General features: G+C 49.7%; 2 protein-coding genes and 1 tRNA gene. All 3 read right to left on the bottom strand.

The features are described from left to right. Positions 1-22 precede the first annotated feature (22 nt). Positions 23-107: transfer RNA gene (locus QVO99_RS01470), tRNA-Leu, on the bottom strand. Between the two features lie 315 nt (positions 108-422). Then, a complete protein-coding gene (locus QVO99_RS01465) occupies positions 423-617 on the bottom strand; it encodes a hypothetical protein (protein WP_022315810.1) in 195 nt (64 codons plus the stop codon). Between the two features lie 139 nt (positions 618-756). Further along, a partial coding sequence (locus tag QVO99_RS01460) for a hypothetical protein (RefSeq protein WP_288176857.1) occupies positions 757-3,533 on the bottom strand: 2,777 nt, incomplete at its 5' end.

The raw sequence follows: 3,533 nt of genomic DNA, 5'->3' as shown, positions 1-3,533 counted from the left end.
ATCAAGCAGTTAGGATTCTGTATGGTGCGCCTGATAGGACTCGAACCTACACGTCGCGAGACACCAGATCCTAAGTCTGGCGCGTCTACCAATTTCGCCACAAGCGCAATTTTGCGGTGCAAAGGTACGGAATGTTTTCCACCTGACAAAATTTATTGCGCTATTTATTTTAGAGTCAAAGACATTACAACGTCTAATACACTAAACAGACATTACACCGTCTGATACACTAACAGAGATACACCGTCTGATGTATAAACTGACATTACATCGTCTGATGGATAAACAGACATTACGGCATCTGATACACTAACGGAGATTATGCCGTTCAGTCATGGCGACTTGCATGGACATCATGCGGATAGGGAGCTGTGAGCTACCCTATCCCGGCATGATGCCGACAAAAAGAAAAAGAAGCGGGACTAATAGTCCCAAAGGAGTCCGGAGTTCTCCTTGCTCAATTCGTCACTTCCACCAGTGCCACCCGGTGGAGGGGCGATTGGCGTGTTGGGGTCTACTTTACTTTCTCCACCTGTCTTTGACAATTGCTGCATCACGCCCTCGATATGACATTTCACGAGCGTGGTCTGTGGGGTGATATATATTTTCTTGTTCATTGTTACATTTATTATTAGTTTCTACAAGCTGTAAGAACTTGACTGCGATAAGTTGTCAGAACTTGCTGCTACAAGTATTCAGAACTTGTTACTTCAAGTTATCCAGAAACTTGTTTGCTACAAGTATTCTGGAGCTTGCTTACTTCACTACTTTCTTTCCGTTAACCACATACACGCCGCCGGGCAATGCCTGGAACTGTCGGTATGAGGTTGCCACAACCTGTCCGTTGAGATTATACACCTTACCGTCTGCTGCGGTGACGCTGTCTGCCGGCATGTCACCGTCGATCAAGATACCGTCGATTGCCGAAGTCTCGTCGGTTGTCACATTGCTGCCCATGCCCACGGTGAGTTTCTTTGCCTCAGACACTCCGTTGGTGCCGATATTCTTGAGATAACCACGGAAGCCCTTCAGCGTGCCCGGGTCGCCGACGAAATTCTTGAACGAACCGTCTTTGTTGCTGATGAAGCAGTCGCCCTCCTTCACCGTCAGGTCGTTGCTGTAGCTCGACATCCATACATATCCGTTGCCCTTGCACCATTCTGCCGGCTGAGTGTTCTCTATCGTCACGTAAGGATAGCCTTCCACCTCTGCCGTATTGATAGAGGCGACATCCTGTGCCGGTTTGATGAGGAACGGTTTGCCAGCTACGATATTGTTGTAGGCATGGCGCACGAAAATAGCCTTCGTTCCCTCCACACGGTCGAAATACAGAATCTGCGTTCCGTCGGGAGTATCCCTGTCGTAAGTCTTTCCGAATATGGCATCCACCTGCTGCTTGTTCAGGCTGAACGGCAGCACGCATGTTGTCCACACGCCAGCCTTCATTGCGCGGTTCACCTTCGCGGTGGAGAGTTCGCCAGCCTTGGTCGGTACGATGATGTTTGTCTCACCGTCATTGAATTCATAGTTCGTTACCGGCTGTCCCTTAGCCTCATCAAATGAGAATCCATAGAAACCGAGTTTCGAACCATAATTATATATATAATATGTCTTGCCAGCCTTCACATCGAAGGTGTAAGTCACAGCCGCATCCACAAGCACCGACCATCCGTGAGAACCCATCACATTGTCGTCGGCACCATTGTTCGGTGTGGCATTATCACCCCATGTAACCTTGTTGTCGATATTGCTCTCATAAACGTTGTTCTGGAATCCAGCTTCTGTCATCACAAAGGATGTCATGCCGCGGAAATGCTTCATAACTTCCTCCACTTTAGGAGAAGGATTGCTGTCCTTTCCGCCACCCGTTGTGGCAGGACCGGTTGCCAGTCCAGTGATGTTACAAGGATAGTTTGTTATATCGTATGGATTTGCCAGTTTGTCGGTAGCATTCTTGTCTGCCACGGTGAGTTTGCCTCCTGTAGCACTGATTGTCGCCTCAGAAGCCACCACCTTTCCCGCCTCGTCCAACACGAACACACGGCGCTGCGGACGATAGGCGTAGACGCCACCCGACTTGTCGAACACTCCGTTCTGGAACACGCTGACGCTGACCTTACCGTTGGTCTTCGGTTCCACAGTGAGATATGCTCCCGAACATGGCACATAGAACATCGGATCTACCGTGCCGCCCTTTACCTTCTGCAGTTTTCCGTCATACCACTGCGTCTCGCTTGGCAACGGACAAGCACCGTCTTCCTGACGCGCATTCTGACATGTGAGACCGGGGAGATAATAGTCGAAGCCCTTGATAACCCAGGTTGCCTTAGAAGAGTCATCAGCCCATTTGTTTTTATCGCCATAGGTGAGTCCCTCTTTCGACACGGGAGCCGTGTCGCGGTCGGTGAAGCTCCATCCGCCGAGAGTCACGGCGAGGGTCTTGTTCTGATTGAATAACGGTGTCATCGGACTGTATGTCACTCCCGAACCAGGAGCCTTCACGCGATATTTCGCGGGGTCGTCAACAGAAACGAGGAGATATGCGAACACATCCTCAAAGCCATCTCCGCTCACTTTCAGCTGTATCTTCAACTTGTCGCCGGCGCTCACACCTTCAATCTTGCCCGTTGTGGCATCCACCTTACAAACGTCGGGTGCGAAGGATGTCCACTCCATAGTGTATTTGCTCTTGTCGATTGCCGTACCCTGTGCATCAGTAACGCTTACGGCTGGAGCATCCACCACTTCGCCAACATAGATTGTCTTGTCGGCAGAAGGATTGAGAGTGACCTTAGGAACGGTATTACCATCGCTCACGTCAACAGTGAATGTCACATTATCCGGAGTGTCATACTCATCAGCATAGTTGAACTCATCGTCTTTGCCTTGATTTATGACTTTAGGAGTGGCGCTGACCGTTATAGTGTATGTGCCTACCGTGTTGAACTTGTATGTCATTTTGTTGTCCGAGCTTGTCAGCCCTGACAAACCTGAGCAAGAGTATGTCACGTCGAAATATCCGCTCACGTCCTCTCCTCCATAATTGAGAGGCACCTCGATGGTCTTCTTCGTACCCTTTGCCACCTTGATGGTAGCGCCTTTGAATGCAGGCATGAACACGGGCTTCATCTTGCCCTTCCTCACTGTGAACTTGAAGGTCCATTTTGCTTCGGTATATTGTCCGGCAAGCTCAGCCGACGGTGTAGCCGTAACGGTGACGTTGGTGACGCCTTCAGTATAATTGGACTTGCTTCCTGCCGCCGTGAACACTCCGTTTTCATTGATGGTCACGTTATTGTTGTCGGTAGAGAAAGACAGGGTATAATCTGAGCCGAGAGTAAGAAGTTTGTCTGCAGTGCCATACACTTTCACTTCCGGCTGCTTTGTCACTTCGTCGGTGACATTCATCTCCACGTCTTCCACTGCGATAACCAGAGGAGAGGTGGTCTGAGTAGTGGTCTTGCGGGTGATGGTGATAGACTTGCCTTTTCCGCTCCAGAAATAAATCACGGTCTTTCCAATCAAATCACTAT

Source organism: Prevotella sp. CAG:592, assembly GCF_000436015.1.
Lineage (GTDB): Bacteria > Bacteroidota > Bacteroidia > Bacteroidales > Bacteroidaceae > Prevotella > Prevotella pectinovora.
The sequence above is the reverse complement of the archived record's forward strand: the minus strand, read 5'-3'. Positions and strand labels throughout refer to the sequence as shown.

Bases quoted from the DNA above. Each gene is read 5' to 3' on its own strand.
- QVO99_RS01465 (WP_022315810.1), bottom strand. From the start codon at position 617: ATGAACAAGAAAATATATATCACCCCACAGACCACGCTCGTGAAATGT.